Origin of the sequence: Paractinoplanes aksuensis (assembly GCF_024137025.1) — a bacterium.
Taxonomy (GTDB): domain Bacteria; phylum Actinomycetota; class Actinomycetes; order Mycobacteriales; family Micromonosporaceae; genus Actinoplanes; species Actinoplanes aksuensis.
Genome location: NZ_JAMYJR010000013.1, coordinates 359878 through 376434 on the forward strand (window position 1 = coordinate 359878; position 16557 = coordinate 376434).

Sequence of the window (16557 nt, forward strand, 5' to 3'; positions counted from 1 at the left end):
GCCGTCCTGACTTGCCGGATCAGAGCGTAATGCCGGTGCGCTGTCCTGGTGTTAGGCTGTCAACGTCCAAACCGGATCGGCGTCAAAGACATCCGCTCATGCTCTGTGCGCCACGGAAATGCCTGGACCTGGAAACGACGTGCACCAGATACTCGATCCCTGCAAGGACTGAGCGATGTCGAACTGGATGCTTGGCTTACTCGCAAACATTCTCGCCGCCCCGATAGCCTTCGCTCTGGGATACCTCTACAGGCAGCGGCAGTCGATATTCAGGCGCTTTCGTGGAATCGGTGAATTCATCATCTATTCGCCGCGCGGCGAGACGTTGGTGGTGTGTGGCAGTCAGGCCGCCATCGGCGATGCCAATCGGATCATACGGGCCGGTGACGTCGCTGCGATGCTGGCCGTGGCGCTCGACGCACTGAGCCATAATTCCGCTACCAGGGTATCGGTGGCCACGGTGGAAGAAGTCGGGGCATCGGTAACCAATAATCGGGACTGCATCTTCGTGGGCGGGCCGAATGTGAATTCGCTGACGAAGGCTGCCTTGCGGGCGCTGGAGGCCCAGGGGAAAGTGCTCGCCAGATTTGATGTGTACACCGTGGTTGTGGCCGGCCATGAGCCGGCGACCCCGGTTCTCGACGGTACGCAGATAGTCACCGACTTCGGCGTGATATACAGTTTTCCGAATCCGGCCGACCCGCAGAAACGCGTCACCGTCATCTCTGGATGCCTGCGTGTCGGCACTTTGGCGGCTGCTCGCACGCTATCGTCACAAGAGTTCAAGAACTCGATCCGGAACATCGGGCGCACCGCTCATCACTGCACGCTTGTCCGCGCCGATGTGGCCGAACGCGATATCACCACGTCGCGGATCGTGCATTCAATCACCAGAGACTATTGAATATGATTGCAGTGAACCGGGTTCCCGTGGGCGTCATCGACGCAGCCAAGAGAACGAAGCGGTCGAGGCAGGAACGCCAGGCCTTCATGGAGCGGCTGGCGGCCGACGGGCTCGATTTCTATTTGATAGGTTCTCGCCCGGAACCGAATGATCGCCGTGCTCCCCTCGACCTCTACGGAGTTGGCGAGGAAGAAGTCGCCCATCTGGCCCGGGCGGCCAGGTCGGCGGGGATCAGGCTCGGCATCTCAGCGTTCCCCGACGAACGCGCCGTCGAGTCGGAGCGGCAGCTTTCGGACATCGTCGACACGCTGATGAAGACGCCATTCATGGGCGACATCGACATGCTTCTGCTGCGCTTCGACGGATCTCCGATGTCAGGCCGGCACCTGCTGGTCGACACACAGGTGGAAATCACGCGCGCCGTCGCCGCCGCTTTTCGTTCACAACTGAGAGTCGCCGTGTGTCCGACGCTCTATGCGGACGATGTCAGTAAAGTCGGTATCTCGGTGTCCGACCGGGACGACTACCGTCGAACCTGGTCGCAGGTGGACGGCGATGTATCGATCTTCTGGAGTGGTTCCACGCTCATGAGCGAGGGCATCGACCACCATTCTGTGGCGGGGATAACTCGACAGTACCGGCGGAAGCCCGCCCTCTGGTACAACTTCCCGGTCAACGATGGGCAAGGCTATCAGGCGCAGTTGCGTCTCATTCCGAAGATCGACGACGTCCGGCAGAACATGAATCAGCTTGAATTGATCGGTTTCAACCCCATGAAGCAGTTGAGACTGTCAGAGATTCCGATTATCTCGGCCGCACGGGCGCTCCGGTCGGATTCCGAGGATTGGAGTGCCGTCACACGCCAGGTATGCACGGAGACCTTGGGCGCCCGGCTCGGTGAGACCGTCTGGTCCAGCATCGGGCGACTCGACCCGGCTGATGAAGAATGGGCGGCGACGAGATCCGAACTCACCTCGGCCCTGGCGGGAGACGATTCTCCGTACGCTGCCGAATTGAGGCAGTGGCTGCATGAGGTTCAGCGCGGCGACAAAGGAGGAGAATGAGCTCGCAGAGCCCGATGATTTCCTTGGTGCTCCCTGCGTATAATGAGTCGGCTTCTCTTCCCGTTACGATTTCCAGACTGGCCCGTCAGCTGAACGAGCTCGTCGAGGATTACGAAATAATCATAGTGGACGACGGTAGCAGCGACGGCGGTCGGCCGACCTTCGCGGAGGCTGAAATTCGCATGATCCGGCATCCGGTGAGAATGGGAAAAGGAGCTGCGCTGCGGTCGGGCATCAAGGAGTGCGCCGGGCGATACATAGCGTATACCGACGCGGACCTGCCGATCGATCCGTCCTCGATCGCGCTGGCGATCGGTGTCGCTCAACAGAACCCGTCGGCGCTCGTGCTCGGTGATCGGCGTCATCCGCAATCGGTCACGGTCGGCCGGGGGCCGGCCAGCAGGCGTCTGACGAGTTGGCTCTTCAGCGTATTCACGCGCGCGACGGTCCTTCCCGATCTGCGTGACACCCAGTGTTGTTTGAAGGTGGCTTCCTCAGCCCGGCTCAAGCCGATAGCTGCCAGTGTGGCGACCGATGGCTACAGCTTCGATGTCGAACTGATCTATCTCGCCAAGAAGGCCGGTATGACGATTGTGGCGTCGCCCGTCGTGTGGCGCGACATCCGAGCAGATCTGGGCCTGATGCGAGCGTTCCGCCTTCTGGGGCTGATGATCGGCGACGTTTGGCGGACGGCGCGGCGGCACGACACGTTGAGATCCCTGATCGCAGCGCGATTCCGCCCGGCTTGAATCGGTAACGGCAGCGAGTAGCCGGCTCGACGCCCCGGCCATCCGTCGAAGTTGCTGCGTGGAGTGTGGATCGACGGTTCGTGGTTTTTGTCGGTTCTCGATGGGGAACAGCTGAGGGAACGAGGTAGTCGAGACTGGGAGGTTCGCATGGAACGCGACGTCAATCGGAGCACCCGCAGCGGTAAGTTCGTCAAGGAGAGCACCGCCGAGCGCGACCCTGAGCACACCACGACCGAGCACGTCGACGGCAGCTCCGACGGTGACCGTGAGGTGCACCGCAGCGCCAAGACCGGCAAGTTCGTGACCGAGACGACGGCCGAGCTGCACGAATCGACCACCGAGACGCAGCGCCTCTGACGGCCGGGGCGGGGCCTTCCGGCCCCGCCCGCCTCAGTGCACGGGTTCCAGTTTCCGGAACGTGAGGCCGTCGCCCTCGGTGTCGATCGTCAGGTGGTCGCCGGGGTGCAGGGCCTCGACCAGAATTCGCTCGGCCAGGGCGTCCTCGATCTCGCGCTGAATGGTTCGGCGCAGCGGGCGGGCGCCCATCAGCGGGTCGAATCCCTTGCGGGCCAGGTGTTCGCGGGCCGCGGGGGTCAGTTCCACGGTGATTTCGCGGGTGCTCAGCTGCGCGGTGATCCGGGTCATCAGCACGTCGACGATTTGCAAGACCTCGGGTTCGGTGAGTTGCGGGAAGACGATGGTCTCGTCGATCCGGTTGAGGAACTCGGGGCGGAAATGGTTCTTCAGGGCGTCGTCGATGCGGTGTTCGCGCCGGCTGCCGAAGCCGGCCGGAGCGGTCGCACCGGTACCCAGATTGGTCGTCAGGATGATGACCGTGTTCTTGAAATCGACCGTGCGACCCTGGCCGTCGGTCAGGCGGCCGTCCTCCAGAATCTGCAGCAGCGTGTGGAAGATGTCCGGGTGCGCCTTCTCGATCTCGTCGAACAGCACGACCGAGAACGGCATGCGGCGCACTTTTTCGGTCAGCTGCCCGCCCTCGTCGTGGCCGACATAGCCGGGCGGCGCCCCGACCAGACGCGAAACGGTGTGCGTCTCTTGGAACTCCGACATGTCGAGCTGGATGAGGGCGTCCTCCGATCCGAACAGGAACGCGGCCAGCGCCCGGCCCAGTGATGTCTTCCCGACGCCGCTCGGGCCCGCGAAAATGAACGAGCCGGCCGGGCGCCGGGGATCTTTCAGACCGGCCCGCGTACGCCGGACAGCGCGCGACACCGCGGCCACCGCCTCGTTCTGGCCGATGATGCTGCGGTGCAGTTCGTCCTCCATGCGCAGCAGCCGGGTCGATTCCCGTTCGGTCAGATCGTGGACGGGCACCCCGGTCCAAATCGTCAGCACTTCCGCGATCTGCGCCGAGCCGATCTCACCCTGGCCGCGCCTGCGGGCGCCCGCCTCGTCGATCAGGTCGATCGCCTTGTCGGGCAGGAAACGGTCGGCGATATAGCGGTCGGCCAACGTGACCGCAGCGGTCAGAGCGTTTTCGGTGTACGAGACCCGGTGGTGCTTCTCGTAGGCCGCCTTCAGTCCGTGCAGGATCTGGACGGCCTGCGCGACCGTGGGCTCGTCGACCTGAACCGGCTGGAAACGGCGGGCCAGTGCTTTGTCTTTCTCGAAGTACTTGCGGTATTCGGTGGTGGTCGTGGCGCCGATCGTCTGCAGTTCGCCGCGGGCCAGCATCGGTTTGAGAATGCTGGCGGCGTCGATCGCGCCCTCGGCCGCGCCCGCCCCGACCAGGCTGTGGATCTCGTCGATGAACAGGATGATGTCGCCGCGGGTGCGGCATTCGGCCACGACCTTCTTGAGGCGCTCCTCGAAGTCGCCGCGGTAGCGGGAACCGGCGACCAGCGAGCTCAGGTCGAGCGTGTAGAGCTGCTTGCCGGTGAGCGTTTCCGGCACCTCGTTGCGCGCGATGAGCTGGGCCAGACCGTCGACCACGGCCGTCTTGCCGACGCCGGGCTCGCCGAGCAGGATCGGGTTGTTCTTCTTGCGGCACGACAGCACGACGACAATCCGTTCGATCTCTTTGTCGCGACCGATGACGGGGTCGAGACGGCCCTCTTCGGCGCGCTTGGTCAGATTGTCGCCGAACTGGTCGAGTAGGTGTGAAGCGGCGGCCGGCGCCGGGGGTGGGGACGCCTGCAGGAGGCTGAGCACGTGCCGGCGTACGGGAAAATCTTGCAGAAAGCCGTCACGTAGGAGACCGAGCAGAAGATGCTCGGTGCCGATGTAGTTGTGGCCGAGTTTGAGCGCCTCGCGCAGGGCGCCCTCGAGCACGCTCTTGGCCTGGGGCGTGAAGGGAATGTGCACGCCGGGCGGCTCGTCGCCCTCTTCCAGCCGGCCGCGGACGTATTCGAACGTGACGCCGGAATCGGCCAATGCCCGGGCGGCGATGCCGTCGCCCTCGCGGATCAGACCGAGCAGCAAATGGTCGGAATTGATGGCGTGATGGTTGAGCAGCCGGGCCTCTTCCTGGGCCAGGACGACCACTCGGCGGGCCCGGTCGGTGAAGCGTTCGAACACGACAATCACGTCCTCGCGGCGAGGGCCCACGCACCTCACCGATAGACGCGGTTCATCGCGTGACGGGTGAGATGCGCTGAGTCGAAGCCTCTTGGCGTGTCCGCGCGGCCCGCGTGGGGAGCCGCGCAACGCTCGTGCCGGCGCGCTGCCCCCTCACCATAACGCTCGCCGTCCTACGATGGCGGCAAGGGAGGCCCGCGATGACCGGAACCAAGCACCGTCACCCCGTACCCGACCGCGCCCGCCGCCGCGCCGTCCGCGCCCTGGCCGCCCAGCTCGGAGTGCCTTACTCGGTCGCCGCGCGGATGCTTGCCGAGGGCCGCCGGCCGGTGGTGTTCGCCCAGCGCGAACAGCGCCCGTTCCACGCCCGCGTTCGCGACACGCGCGAGGCCGTCGACCTGCCGCTGGGCCGGGCCGCGCACCTGGCCGGCCGCTTCCCGCCCACGGTGGACGGCGTGCGCACGGTGCTGGCCATGCTCTACGCGACGGTCGAGCACGAGGCGCCGGCCCTGAAGCCCGCCGCCGAGGAACTGTCGTGGGTGGCCGACCTGGGCGAGGAGGCCGCGGCCGACATCACGTGCGGCGCCCTCGACCAGGCCGCCCGCCTGCTCCTCGACGACGACACGTGGCGGCTGTGGAACCGCGTCGAGACTGCGCTCACCGCCGGCGAGCACAATTCGGATCCCCGCGTACGGGACGCGGCTCGGCTGCTCGGCCAGGAACTCCGCACGGTGAGCCTGCGGGGCGCGCTGCCGGCCGCCCGCCGGACGCTCGACCGGCTGCTCACCGTCTGACGCCCGGTCGGCAAGCGGCGGCGGCTCGCCGCAGGTCGTCGGCCCCGGGGCCAAGCAGGCCGTCGATGCGGGCGTCGCGCCCCGTGAGCAGCAGGAACAGGTCGGTCATGGTGCCGGTCACGGGCGGGCCGTCGCCCGCGGACCAGTCGTGGTCGGTCGCGGTGAGGCGGAACGACGCCCACGGCAGCGAACGGAAGACCTTCGCGTTCCCGCGACCGTGGTAGGAGACCACTCGGTCGGCGGCCTCGGCCACCACGGCCGCGGGAAAGTGGATCTCGCGGCCCAGCGGGATGGCCATGTCGAAGGTGTGGCCGATGGCGTCGATGAGCGACTCGCGGCAGGTCAGGCCGAAGAACGCGCGGTGGTGTCCCGCCGACCGTTCGATCAGGGCGACGATCTGCCGCATGGTCAGCACCGGCATCGTCAGGTGCGCGGCCACATCTCTGACCGTCCACCCTGGGCACAGTGACGGCGTGTTCCACTCGCCGGCGTCCAGGCTTCTGAGAAGCTCCACGATGGCGCGGCGGCGCTGGTCGACAGCCGCCCAGACCTCGATGTCGTCCACAACGCCCGCTCCCTTCCTCGGCGTCATCTAGTACGATGATGGTACTAATTCCCGGTCTTGATCGGGACTGCCGGAGAGGCTGAATGTGGACCGCGATGTGTCGTCCGGTTGGTTGATGTTCATCGCCTTCCGGACGGCCGAGGACCGCATCCTTGCCGCTCTTGCCTCGGCCGGCTTCGCGGATCTGACCCGCGCCCAGGCCCGGCTGCTGGCCGGCATCGACCTCGACGGCACCCGGCTGGTCGTCCTGGCCGACCGCGCCCGCATCCCCAAGCAGACCGCCCTGGCCCTGGTCAACGGCCTCGAGGCGGCCGGCTACGTGCAGCGCGTCCCGGACCCGTCCGACGGCCGGGCCCGCCTGATCCAGCTGACTGCCCGCGGCCGGGCCGGATTACCCATCGCCGTGGCCGAGGAAGCTCGCATCGAGGCCGACTGGCAGGCCGTGCTCGGCGCCCGGCGGATGCAGGCGCTCCGCCGGTCGCTGTGGGACCTCGCCTTGAGCGCCGACCCCGACCTACAGCCACCCGAATCGCCGCGATGACGCGGTTAGCCGCTGCTAGTCCTCGCCGGCGGTGTCCATCCGCTGTGCGGCGAGGATCATTCCCGGTCGCAGTCCCGCGTCCACAAGAAATCTCTTGTCTATCTTACGGTCGAGGCCTTTGGACCAGCCGGTCTCCAGACTGCGGAGAACGAGGTCTCGTTTCACGTCTTTGAGCTGCCATACCGTACCGAAAGTGAACGCTGGCACGAAGTCTTTGATATTGAAGAACAAGTGGTTGAGGAAATCGCTGACGTAATTGAAGTCCTGAACGTCGTACGTCATTGCGCCCAGTCGGTGATTGATCTCGGAGAAATCGACGACGATATTGCCGGGCTCCGTGGTTGCGGGGCGCCAGCCTGCACTTCTGTGGCGACGCTCGATGTCTCGAACCAGATCGAGAATCTCATCAATTTTCTCGTCGGGCCGCCGGAGCGGGCCGACGATGTCCTCCGCCGATTCGTGCAGCATGCCCCGCACCGCGGCGTCGAGCTCGCTCCAGGCCCGCTCGAAGGATTTTCGGAGGAGGGGGTCGGCCATAGGCTTCTCGGTGCCCGAGTTCAATGACGCCATCAGGCGGTAGACATCGTCCTTGTCCGTGAGCGAGGTTGCTTGGAACTGAGCCAGCGGACCTGTCACATCAGACGGCGAAAGATCGAACAGGACCGGACGTACGCGGGCGATGGAGACAGACTTCGCCAGAGCCCCTGCCTCAAAACTGAGCCAAGGTTCTCTAACGTTCTCAGCCGTTACGCACAGCAGTCCGTGTGAAGTCGAGGCCAGCATCTCCGACAACTCGATACCCCATCGTTGCCCCTTGTCGATGTCCTCGCTGGACATCCAGGGCTCGACACGCTGGATCACGCTCGGAATCCATTCGCGCAGCAGGACTGCTATCTGATTGCTGCGAGACTTCGACCAGCTGAGGAAGAGCTTCACGGAGAACTCGATTCGCCGAAGTCCACTGAATGCGCTGGAGATCACGGTAGCGGCCCGAATCCGATCAAGCTACGGGTGCCCTGGGCGACATCGGCCATTTGTGCGACGCTGTTCGGTAAGCCAGGCTCAGTAGCGCCCTGATCACGGCAGGAGCCGCCTTTGATCGATGTGCAGGCCACTCCGGTGGAGAAGGTGTACCAGGATCAGGTCAACGCGTGGCGCCGGCAGCGTTTCGCTGAGTTCGCCTACCGGCCCGGTGATCGGCTGCCATTGTCGAGGGCGGTCACACACTCCTGCAGGCGTTCTTCCGGACGCCGGCCGAGGCCGAGCACGAACGGCATGCGGCCGAGTTGCACCGGCGGTTCCAGGAGCAGGGCCAGGCCGCGTACGGGGGAACCACTGCCATTGATTGGCAGGTCTTTACGCTCACCGACATTCCCGCGTTCCACCGGCCGCGCGCGGTCACCGGCGACGACCATTGTCACGCCTGCGACGGCATCGGCTGGCTGCTTCACGTACGGGGTCAGGCCGTGCTGGCCGAAAGCCCCTGCAACGTCTGCGGCGGCACCGGCAGCTGGACGGCCGCCGAAACCCGCTCGGGGCTGCCGGCGGACGCGTTCCACCCGATCCCGCCCGGCTTCCGCGGCCCCGAGCCCGGCGGCCTGACCCCGGGCTCGACGGCGTACCTGACCGCCCGGAAGCGCCGCGAGGCGCGAGCTCTCCGGAACCGTCCGGGCGGTTGCCGGCTGTGCGCTGTTCGCGGTGATCTTCTGGGTCGGCTCGCTGCCGTTTTCGTTCCTGACCGGCAATCAGCGTCTCGCCGGCTGGTTCGTCTTCGCCCTCGGCCTGAACCTGCTCAAGACTATGTCGACCCGGACGTTCGCCCTGGCCGTCTCGGCCCGCACGGCCCTGGCCCGGGTCCCCCTCGGCCACTGACCGGCACAGTCATCCCAACTGCGGAAACCGCCGCCGCAGGTTGGCGAAGGCCGGGCGGTAGCCGTCGCGGCCATGCACGAAGGCCAGGCAGACGACCACTTCCATCGCGGCCACCAAAGAATCTTCCTCGGCCGTATGGAACAGAATAGTGATGGCCCAGTCCTGGGGTGACTGCTCGTAGTCGCCGTCGGGCGGGACCGGCACACTCGTCCGAGGCGGTTTCACCCGTTCGAGCACGCCCCAGCAATGGGCGGAGTCGTCGAAGGGCGGCGGTGCGGGCTCGCCTCGGCGCAGTGCGGCAACGGCCGGCGCCAGCTGAGGCAGTCCGATCAGACCCGCCTCCTCGAGGCACTGCAACGCGCCCCACGCGGCCACCTGACGGTGCGTCCGGTCGTCGGTCTCGGCCAGCGCGAACTCGAGATTCATGTCGAGTCGCGAAAGCGCATCGAGATAGAGGCCGACGCCGAACTCCGAGGTCCGCCGTAGCCGCTCGTTCGGCACGCGGTCGCCCCATCGTTCACGCGCCTGCCGATCGAGCTCGTCGGCCGCGGCCTGTTCGTCCTCCCGCTGTTCCTGCTCGGTCTGCGTGCGTCGCGCGCGATGCCAATAGGCCGCCCTTTCACCGGTCTGCTTGACGATCCGGCCCGGCGCCGCCGGGCCCGGCCAGAACTGCAGCAGGTACGAGTCAGGTGTTTCCTCGACCTGGTCGGCTTCCTCAAAACCGCGAACGCAGTACCGGACCCGATAAGCGCCGACCGGTATGCGGAACTCGTGGGCGTCCGCCATCAGCCCGGTCAGTGCTGCTTCCTCCGACAGCGCCGTGAAGGAGACCTCCACGACTTCCTCCCACACCGGGTCGAGGGCCGGCTCGGCGTCGTGCAGCTCGAGCCGGAACGGCACCCACCCGGTGTGCGTGCCCACCTGGAACTGCAGACAGCCCGGCACACCGGCGCCGCACAGCCCGTTGCTCTCGTCGACCCAGGGCGCCTCCAGGTCGAAGTCGTCGACGCCGTCACCGCACAGGAGCGACGCGGTCCCGTACGAAAGAAATACACGCGGCTCGTCGAGCAACACATTCACCACAGAACTCGGCACCTCTCCGGGCCCGGATGGCGCCCAGTGTCATGATGGCTCACGCAGCGCATCATGGAGTCATGTCGTCTGATTCCCTCGCGCCCGGTCCTGTCGATGATGGCCGACCGGATCGGTGGATCGTGTGGCGGCAGGACGACAACGGCAACCGGTTCGAGGTCGTGCGCAAAGACTCCCGCGCGGCGGCCGACGAAGTCGCGGCGACGCTGGAGGCGAGAGGCCACAAGCAGCTCTACTGGGTAGCCAAGGCGCCCCGGTAGCCATCGGCATGGGAATGTACGCGTCGGCTCGCGGCTGGGTCGAGATCGACTTCGCCCAGCGGAGCAGTGCCGAGGACATCATCCAGCGGCACCAGGACGGGCACTACTCCGGCGGCTGGGCCTTTCCGGCCAAGCCTTTCAACTGGACGCTGTACCTCTTCTACGGCGGCGACATCCGCGAGGGCGAGTTGCCCTGGCTACGCGCACAAGTGGACGAGCTGGCCGCTCTGCCGCCGGTCGACGAGGACAACGACCGCCCTCGCGGTCTGTTCCTGATCACTGACGAACGCGGCCACGCCTTCACATGGCAGATCCGCGACGGCGCCGTGGAAGAGCAACCCGCCCCATCCCTTTCATGGCTGGGCGAATAGCCGACCCTGAACCAGGGCTCTCGCGCACGCGTGTCGATGTGTAACGCATCAATCACGTTGAGCGATGGGAGGCGGCCGACTCGGCCCGGCAAGCGATCGATGGGCGGGCTCGACAGCAGTCGGCCGGCCAGATGGGCGAGGAAGCCCTGGTCCACGGCCTCCTGGGTTTGGACGACTCGTGGGTGATGTTGCGCGGTTACCACAACCGGCGCGGCGAGACCGACCACGTTCTGGTCGGACCGGCCGGCATCTGGGCCGTGGAGGTGAAACGGCGTCGCATCCGACTGCACGTCATGGGCGAGAAATGGTGGTACGAGAAGCTCGACGCGCGGGGCAATGTGGTCGACACGGGCTGGGCGGTCGACGCCGGTGGCCGGACCTGGGAACGCCAGGTCACCGAGGTAGCGGCTGATCTTGCGGCTTGGCTGGCTCGCAACGGGCACCCGGTTCCGGTCCGGACCGCTGTGATGATCATGCATGAGCAGGCGCAGCTGGGCCGGCTCGAGAACCAGTCGGCGGATGTCGTCGGCACTCGTTCCGCTCATCTGCTGGAAGCGATCGGACGCTATGCGATCCCGCTGGACCCGCAGTCGTGCGAAGCGATCGTCGCCCTCATCGAACGCGATCACCAGTTCCACCAGCGCCGTCGTGGGCGTTAGCTGTCGAACCAGACGACGAGTCGTACGTTGTCGGGGCCGTGCTGGTTGGCCAGGTTGCGCATGGTGTCGAACAGGGTGGCCAGTTGCGGGTCGGTCCGCAGCACGTCGGACTGGGTGAGGCGTTCCACCCGCCAGATCCGGTCGCCGGAGCGCCACTCGGTGCCCTCCGGGTAGCTGCTGCCCCGGGGGTCGGCCGACTCGCCGGCCACGGCCTGCCAGTCGGCTCCGAAGCCGGACTTGCCGACGAAGCGCGTGCCTTCGTACTTGTGGATCCGGTCGTCGACCCGGGGCGCCGGTGCGTCCCAGTCGATGCGGGACAGTTCGGTCCAGGTCACCCAGGTGTGGTCGTGCTCGTCGTCCGTGAGCTGGAGTTTGCGCAGTTCGGGACTGGCGTCGCCGGGCAGGCCGCGGCCGGGGGCGACGGGGTCGAAGCCGGCGTAGTTGCGCACGCCGAACAGCAGGCCGAAGGCGTCGTAGTGGCGCGGCAGGTCGTCCAGGTCGACGTCGGCCAGGAGCCAGGGTGAGGCCGGGCCGTGCGGGCGGATCTCCACCCCGCCGGCGATGTCAGTGCCCATAGCCGGCGTCGTCCAGGGCCTTGGTGGTCAGCTCGCGGCCCAGGGCGACCAGTTCGGCGGCGCGACTGAAGTCCATGACGCTGCTGGCGCTGACCGGGACGGCGATGTGGATGTCGGGTGGGAGGCCGGCCATGCGATAGCGGGCGATCAGGTCTTGCATCGCGTCCAGCGACAGGCCCAGGACAGTGCCGATGCCCAGGCCGTCGGGGAGGGCCGGAGGTGCCTTCTTGGTGTGGAAGCGCTGGCGGATGTCCTCGACCCACTGCGGGGTCGCGGTGGCGCGGACGGGGCTGGCCGGCTCTTGCGTCGCCCGCGGGGCCTGCAGGGAGACGGCGATCGTCAGGTCGGCCCCGGAGGCCGCGGTGGGCTCGATCGGGACCGGGTTGAGCAGGCCGCCGTCGGCGAGCAGGCGGCCGTCGACGACCACGGGCGTGATGACGCCGGGGATCGCGATGGACGCCCGGACCGCCGTACGTAATAAGCCTTTTTGGAACCAGACTTCGCGGCGCGCCTCGATGTCGGTGGCCACTGCCGTGTACGGAATCGGCAGGTTCTCGATTTCTATGTCGGTCAGGAATTCGTTCAGGTGGGTGATGAGGCGGGTGGCGCCGATCGCGCCGGCGGCGGCCCATTTGGGATCGAGCAGGCGCAGGACGTCGCGTTGTTTGAGCGATACGGCCCAGTCGCGGAAGTCTTTGAGGCGGCCCGCGGCCATGACGCCGCCGACCAGGGCGCCCATCGAGGAGCCGGCGACCGCGCTGATCTCGAAGCCTCGTTCTTCGAGCACCTCGATGGCGCCGATGTGCGCGAAACCCCGCGCGCCACCGGAGCCCAGGGCCAGCGCCACCCGCCGTGACATGCCCCGATGCTAACGGAGGGCCCGGGCCAGAACCTCCTCGTCGGTGAGCGGGGAGCTCGGATGATAGGAAAGACACATCGGCGTACGGATCTTCTCGGGCGCCGATCCCTCGAGCGCGATATAGAACTCGCCCGATGTGAGGGCGCCCACGTCGGGCACGTCGCCGCCCTTCGCCTTGGCCATTTCGCGGGCCGCCTCGACCTGGGCCGGAACGGTCAGCCGGCCGAAGAAATGGGTGGCCGCGTTGCCGGGGATGCGGTTGTGCAGGTTCTTCGGGGCCTGGGTGGCGAAGAGCAGGCCGAGCCCGTATTTGCGGGCCTGGGAGGCCAGCGCCAGCGTGCTCTGCGTGCAGGCGGTCATCGCACCGGACGGAGCGAAATCCTGCGCTTCGTCCATCACCAGCAGGCCTAGCAACGGCCTTTCACGGGCCGGATTCTTCTTGATCCAGGCGAACAGGCTCATCTGCAATTGGTTGACGAAACTCTGCCGGGCCTTGTTCGAGCGCAGGCCCATCATGCTGATCACCGAGATCCGGGCGTTCCGGCCGGGGGAGGGGGTCAGCAGCGTTCCGGGATCGGCCGGTGCGCCCGTTCCCCCGAACAGCGGGTCGTTGTCCATGGCCGCGGTCAAGGCCTGAGCCACGTCGGACGCGAGCTTTCCAGCGTCGCGCAATTGGCTGACTCCGTCGGGGAAATCCGCGAGCACGTCGATCAGCCCGCGCATACTTCCACCGCCTCGGCGACCGTAGTGTTCGACCGCTTTCCGCAATACCGCAGCCCCGGCCTGAGCCCGCATGGTCCGCCCGATCAGATTCGCCCGCGGCGCCAGAGCGGCCACCGCGGAATCGACCGCCTCGCCGAATTCGTCCGGGTCGTCGAGCACGGCCGCGAAGTCGGGCAACGGCTGGAAACTCAACGGCCGTCCCGCTTCCCGCCGCGGCGTCCACACGACGACCTCGGTGCCGGCATGGTAATCCCGCGCCCGTTCGAGGTCCGAGACCGCCCATTTATCCGGTGGGTAAGGCCATTCGTCACCCAGCCGGGCCAAGTCGTTGTTCGGATCCAGCACGATCGCCGACACCCCGAGCAGCGCACATTCCTCGATCAGCCGCCGAATCAGCACGGTCTTGCCCGAACCCGACGCGGCAAAGATCGCCGCATGCTTGCGAAGAGCTTCCAGACTCAGAGGTACGGAATTCTGGTCGCCCGACATTCCCGCCGTGAACCCGGCTCCATCTTCCCGCCTCGGCGTGACCTGCTCGCCCTCCACGGCTTCGGCCAGCGCCTCCTTGAACAGCGAAAGCTGCTCGGTCGGCCGGTATTTGACGAGCCACGCGTGCAACTCGTTCGGATTCTCCTCCCGCAGATCCCGCAGCGCCGTCAGAATCCGCAGGTCCTCGTCCTCGATGGACAGCGTCATCCCGCCGTCGCGCCGCACCTCGCCCAGAATCTCCTGGGTCCGCGCCGACGACGAATACCCCGCGTTCCGAATGAGGAAGAGCTTCCGCTTGTCCACCCCCGGACTCAGGCCCGCCGCGGTCCGTGCCCGCCGCATCCGGCTCAGCACCGCGTTCCCGTGATGGGTGTCGCTGATGGCCCGGAACGACCAGTGCATCTGATCCTCGGTCCGCGTCTGGTCGGGCGAATTCTCGCGCTCCTCCTCCGTACGCTCATCCAGTTCCCGCCGCAGCCGCGCATGCAGATCCGGCCGGGAACTCGGCGGCGGATCCACGCTGAACGCCGCCCCCCGATCCCCGCGCTCGACGATCCACGCGTGCAACCCGGCCGACAACAGCTCCGGAAACGCGGAGTCCTCGGTGTCGTGCTCCAACGGCGACGTCACATCGGCATCCCGCTTGAGTTGCTCGTACCGGGCCTCGATGCGGGCCAGCGCCTCGTCCGGCACCACCGGCGCCGTGATCGACGGCGCCACCTCCCGTGTCTCGACCGACGCGTCCTCGAGCCGGACCAGCTCGCGCACCTCACCCGCGATGAGACAGGCCCGCACATGCCGGTCGATCACCACGAGCAGCCGCCGCGGCGTGTAGTTGATCGCCTCGATCAGCGCCCCGGGCCGCACCGGCCAGGTCGGATAGGGCGGGGTGAACCCGATGTCGGCGTACCGCGAGGCGAACCGCTTCTCGAGGATCAGCCGCGCGATCTCCACCGTCCGGATGCCCTGCAGCGACGGGCAGCGCCGGAACCGGTCGGGGAACGACGCCGTGGCCTTGTCCTCGATCTGCTCCCACGTCGAGGTCAGGGTGGCGACCACCGTCACCGTCCGCCGGGTCACCTCCCGCAGGTCGCTGAGGCCGGCCGCGATGTTGATCAGCGGCTCCGCCTTCTGCGCCTCGAGCGCCAGATCCTCGCGCACCGCCATCTGAGCGATGGCCGTGTCGATCTGGTCGAAGGCGATCACCGAGGGCCCGGTCAGAGCCAAGAGCCACGAGATTTCCCGTACGACGTCCTGTGGCTTGTGCCGGCGGCGGATTCCCCACGCCCGGAGCGCGTCCGTGATCGGCTCGCCGTCGAAGTAGCTGTCCGCCACGTCCTGCTGGTCCTCGTCGTCCGAGGCCCGCAGGGCCAGCGCGCGCAGGGTGTCCCGGCATTCGTGGGCGACAAAACTGTCGTACGCGCTGAGCCCTTCGGCAAAGGCGTCGAGCGCCTCGCGCGTCAGCTCCTTGTCGCCCATGACCGCGCGCCGGGCCGGCCGCGGCGCCCCGATCTTGGACGACAACCGGCGCAGCAGCAGCCGTAGCTGGCTCTCGCTGCCCGGCACGGTCCGGGTCAGCCCGCTCAGCAGGAAGATCAGCACGCCGTCCCAGAACGTCCGCCCGTCGAGCAGACCGATCAGGAAGAAGTACCCGCCCTGCTGCTGAACCTGCTCGCGCACCCAGCCCAGCAGGTGTGTCTTGCCCGAGCCGTGCCGACCCTCCAGCACCAGCCCGATCGGGTTCGCGTCGGGGCTGAACCCGGCCTCGGCCAGGCTGTCGAGCACGTCGCGGACCACCGCCGGGTGCAGCCCGTCGACGTGGAACGGCGAGGGCCGCCACACGTCGTCGGCGGCCTGCGCCCAGCTGAAGCGCAGCGCGGCCAGGGCGGCCCGTTCCTCCTCGGTCATCGCACGCCGATCGCCAGCTTGTGCCGTTCCTCGCCGCCGATCCGCACCGCGGCGGCGCGGTCGTCATCCCCCAGGCGGTGCCGGTGCGGTTCCGGTTCCAGGCGTACGTCGTCCGAGTCGAGCAGTCGGGTCAGGGCGCGATCCTGTTCGGCGCGGGAGACGCCGGCCAGCAGCGGCCGCAACTGGGTCAGGGTGATCCAGGCCCCCGGCTTCGCGGCCAGATCGTCGTACGCGGAACGAATTCTCTCTTCGAGCGAGGCCGGCGCTGCTGGTGAACGCACATTGTGATAGCTCAGCAGGGCGGCCCACAGGATCTTCTCGCCCAGCGACCGCTTGGTTTTCGGCGCGACGATGTCGTCGTCGATGGACAACGGCTCGTCGAGCAGTTTGGCGCCGCTTTTCGTGAGGCTGTGCCGGTAGGGGCGGCGGCTGGTGTCCGAAACGATGAGGCCGGTGCCGTTGAGGCGCATGCAGGCCGCACCGACCAGCGGGAACCCGTACACCCGATTCAATTCGGTGTTCGAAATTTCGCGGCCCTCGTTCTTCAGCAGAATCAGGACGGCGTAGTCAGCCGAGCTCAGGTCGTGCATGGGA

Annotated in this window: 19 protein-coding genes; 10 read left to right on the plus strand and 9 right to left on the minus strand. The window is 67.1% G+C overall.

Features of this window, described 5'->3' with window-relative positions:
* Positions 1-175 precede the first annotated feature (175 nt).
* The 4 genes from M1L60_RS14360 (at position 176) to M1L60_RS14375 (ending at position 3074) form a co-directional block, all read left to right on the plus strand.
* Positions 176-904, plus strand: a complete 729-nt coding sequence (locus tag M1L60_RS14360; RefSeq protein WP_253237897.1) for a hypothetical protein — start codon at positions 176-178, stop codon at positions 902-904.
* Positions 905-906: 2 nt separating this feature from the next.
* On the plus strand, positions 907-1968 hold the full coding sequence (locus M1L60_RS14365; protein WP_253237898.1) for a beta-N-acetylglucosaminidase domain-containing protein: 1062 nt from the start codon (positions 907-909) through the stop codon (positions 1966-1968).
* On the plus strand, positions 1965-2717 hold the full coding sequence (locus tag M1L60_RS14370) for a glycosyltransferase (protein ID WP_253237899.1): 753 nt from the start codon (positions 1965-1967) through the stop codon (positions 2715-2717). The genes M1L60_RS14365 and M1L60_RS14370 overlap by 4 nt, the downstream gene beginning before the upstream one ends.
* Before the next feature lie 147 nt (positions 2718-2864).
* Entirely contained in the window at positions 2865-3074 is a 210-nt protein-coding gene (locus M1L60_RS14375) for a hypothetical protein (RefSeq protein WP_253237900.1), read from the plus strand.
* Positions 3075-3107: 33 nt separating this feature from the next.
* On the opposite strand, the gene M1L60_RS14380 is transcribed toward M1L60_RS14375, so the two are convergent.
* Positions 3108-5255: an ATP-dependent Clp protease ATP-binding subunit gene (locus tag M1L60_RS14380; RefSeq protein ID WP_253237986.1), complete on the minus strand. Its 2148-nt coding sequence runs from the start codon at positions 5253-5255 to the stop codon at positions 3108-3110.
* A gap of 200 nt (positions 5256-5455) precedes the next feature.
* On the opposite strand from M1L60_RS14380, the gene M1L60_RS14385 reads away from it, so the two are divergent.
* A complete protein-coding gene (locus M1L60_RS14385) occupies positions 5456-6049 on the plus strand; it encodes a hypothetical protein (protein WP_253237901.1) in 594 nt (197 codons plus the stop codon).
* Here the strand turns inward: M1L60_RS14385 and M1L60_RS14390 are convergent.
* Positions 6039-6614, minus strand: a complete 576-nt coding sequence (locus M1L60_RS14390) for a maleylpyruvate isomerase family mycothiol-dependent enzyme (RefSeq protein ID WP_253237902.1) — start codon at positions 6612-6614, stop codon at positions 6039-6041. The two genes, M1L60_RS14385 and M1L60_RS14390, sit on opposite strands and share 11 nt — an antisense overlap.
* Positions 6615-6729: 115 nt before the next feature.
* Here M1L60_RS14390 and M1L60_RS14395 point away from each other — a divergent pair, with 115 nt between their 5' ends.
* Positions 6730-7155 carry a MarR family winged helix-turn-helix transcriptional regulator gene (locus M1L60_RS14395; RefSeq protein ID WP_253237903.1) on the plus strand — a complete coding sequence of 142 codons (426 nt, stop codon included), beginning with the start codon at positions 6730-6732 and terminating at the stop codon, positions 7153-7155.
* A 15-nt stretch (positions 7156-7170) separates the two neighbouring features.
* Here the strand turns inward: M1L60_RS14395 and M1L60_RS14400 are convergent, their stop codons facing one another.
* Positions 7171-8091, minus strand: a complete 921-nt coding sequence (locus M1L60_RS14400; RefSeq protein ID WP_253237904.1) for a toll/interleukin-1 receptor domain-containing protein — start codon at positions 8089-8091, stop codon at positions 7171-7173.
* Positions 8092-8336: 245 nt separating this feature from the next.
* Positions 8337-8606, minus strand: coding sequence for a hypothetical protein (locus M1L60_RS14405; protein WP_253237905.1), 270 nt, complete (start codon positions 8604-8606; stop codon positions 8337-8339).
* A gap of 247 nt (positions 8607-8853) precedes the next feature.
* On the opposite strand from M1L60_RS14405, the gene M1L60_RS14410 reads away from it, so the two are divergent.
* Entirely contained in the window at positions 8854-9027 is a 174-nt protein-coding gene (locus tag M1L60_RS14410; RefSeq protein WP_253237906.1) for a hypothetical protein, read from the plus strand.
* Between the two features lie 9 nt (positions 9028-9036).
* On the opposite strand, the gene M1L60_RS14415 is transcribed toward M1L60_RS14410, so the two are convergent.
* Positions 9037-10110 (minus strand): hypothetical protein, encoded by a 1074-nt coding sequence (locus M1L60_RS14415; protein ID WP_253237907.1) that lies wholly within the window; start codon positions 10108-10110, stop codon positions 9037-9039.
* A 71-nt stretch (positions 10111-10181) separates the two neighbouring features.
* Here M1L60_RS14415 and M1L60_RS14420 point away from each other — a divergent pair, with 71 nt between their 5' ends.
* The 3 genes from M1L60_RS14420 to M1L60_RS14430 all read left to right on the plus strand — a co-directional run bounded on the left by M1L60_RS14420 (position 10182) and on the right by M1L60_RS14430 (position 11409).
* The gene (locus tag M1L60_RS14420; protein WP_253237908.1) at positions 10182-10379 is read left to right on the plus strand and encodes a hypothetical protein; all 198 of its coding nucleotides are present in this window, start codon (positions 10182-10184) and stop codon (positions 10377-10379) included.
* Between the two features lie 8 nt (positions 10380-10387).
* Positions 10388-10750, plus strand: coding sequence for a hypothetical protein (locus M1L60_RS14425; protein ID WP_253237909.1), 363 nt, complete (start codon positions 10388-10390; stop codon positions 10748-10750).
* Between the two features lie 131 nt (positions 10751-10881).
* A complete protein-coding gene (locus tag M1L60_RS14430; RefSeq protein WP_253237910.1) occupies positions 10882-11409 on the plus strand; it encodes a nuclease-related domain-containing protein in 528 nt (175 codons plus the stop codon).
* On the opposite strand, the gene M1L60_RS14435 is transcribed toward M1L60_RS14430, so the two are convergent.
* The 4 genes from M1L60_RS14435 to M1L60_RS14450 are packed head-to-tail and all read right to left on the minus strand — an operon-like array spanning position 11406 to position 16553.
* Entirely contained in the window at positions 11406-11984 is a 579-nt protein-coding gene (locus M1L60_RS14435) for a hypothetical protein (RefSeq protein ID WP_253237911.1), read from the minus strand. The genes M1L60_RS14430 and M1L60_RS14435 overlap by 4 nt on opposite strands.
* Positions 11974-12843 (minus strand): patatin-like phospholipase family protein, encoded by an 870-nt coding sequence (locus M1L60_RS14440; RefSeq protein WP_253237912.1) that lies wholly within the window; start codon positions 12841-12843, stop codon positions 11974-11976. Before M1L60_RS14440 ends, M1L60_RS14435 begins: the two co-directional genes overlap by 11 nt.
* A gap of 9 nt (positions 12844-12852) precedes the next feature.
* Positions 12853-15963, minus strand: a complete 3111-nt coding sequence (locus M1L60_RS14445) for an ATP-binding protein (protein ID WP_253237913.1) — start codon at positions 15961-15963, stop codon at positions 12853-12855.
* Positions 15960-16553: a helix-turn-helix domain-containing protein gene (locus M1L60_RS14450; RefSeq protein WP_253237914.1), complete on the minus strand. Its 594-nt coding sequence runs from the start codon at positions 16551-16553 to the stop codon at positions 15960-15962. Before M1L60_RS14450 ends, M1L60_RS14445 begins: the two co-directional genes overlap by 4 nt.
* Positions 16554-16557: the final 4 nt, after the last annotated feature.